This is a genomic window from Rhodococcus sp. MEB032 (genome assembly GCF_030208925.1).
Taxonomy (GTDB): domain Bacteria; phylum Actinomycetota; class Actinomycetes; order Mycobacteriales; family Mycobacteriaceae; genus Rhodococcus_F; species Rhodococcus_F qingshengii.
On record NZ_JARVSY010000035.1, the window covers coordinates 1 to 1,206 of the forward strand.

General features: G+C 61.3%; 1 protein-coding gene. It reads right to left on the reverse strand.

Annotation, left to right across the window (positions count from 1 at the left end; genetic code table 11):
- Window positions 1-1,206: non-ribosomal peptide synthetase (locus QRN54_RS28330; RefSeq protein ID WP_285183553.1), on the reverse strand; the 1,206-nt coding region annotated here is incomplete at both ends.

Consider the following 1,206-nt stretch of genomic DNA (forward strand, 5'->3'; position numbering starts at 1 on the left):
CGGACCCGGACCCGGACGAAGCAGTGACATACGCAACCAACATCTCACCGGCGTGCGCGTCCTCGTGCACGACGGCCACCGCCTGACCCACCGAATCGACAGCAACCAACGCCGCCTCGATCTCACCGAGCTCGATCCGGAATCCACGCAACTTCACCTGGAAATCGCTGCGCCCCACGTACTCGAGCTCGCCCGAACGATTCCACGACACCACGTCGCCCGTGCGATACATCCGCGAACCCGCGCCGCTGAAGGGATTGGCGACGAAACGCTCCGCCGACAAATCCACCCGGCCCTGATACCCCCGAGCCAACTGCGCACCCGCAAGATACAACTCACCCGCAACACCGACCGGAACCGGATGCAACCGCGAATCCAACACCAACAGTTGCGTATTCCACTCCGCCGACCCGATCGACACCGACGACACATCACCATCGGTCACCTCATGCGAGGTCACCGACACCGCCGCCTCCGTCGGACCATACAAATTGAACAACCGCACATCAGGATTGGCCACACGCACACGCCGCGCCAGATCAGCAGGCAACGCCTCACCGATCGCCAACACCTGACGAAGCCCCGACGGAAGAACACCACCACCAGTAGCCGCCAACGCCTCCAACATCGACGGAACCACATGCAACGTCGACACACCCGACACAGCCATCACATCGAGCAGATACTGCGGATCCTGCTGACCGCCGACCTTCGCGATCACCAACCGCGCACCCGAAACCAACGCAGACCAAAACTCCCACACCGACAAATCGAACGTCGACGCAGTCTTGAGCAACACCGCATCATCCTGATCAAGACCGAAAGTCTCACGCTTCCACAGCAACTGATTCACCACAGCCGCATGCGAAACCGCCACACCCTTCGGCCGACCCGTCGAACCCGACGTGAAAATCACATACGCCGTATTCTCCGGCCGCAACGGCGAAACCCGATCCGCATCAGAGACAGGCGCACCCGAAAAACCAGACACATCGACAACATCAACCTCGACCACCGGCACCGCACCAGCATCGAAACCAACATCCGAAGTACTGACCACACACACCGGAGCCGCAGCCTCGAGAATGAACGCCGTACGATCCGCCGGCTGATCCGGATCCACCGGAACATACCCGCCACCAGCCTTGGCGACCGCATACATACCCACCACAAGGTCAACCGACCGGCGCATCGCCAACGCCACCA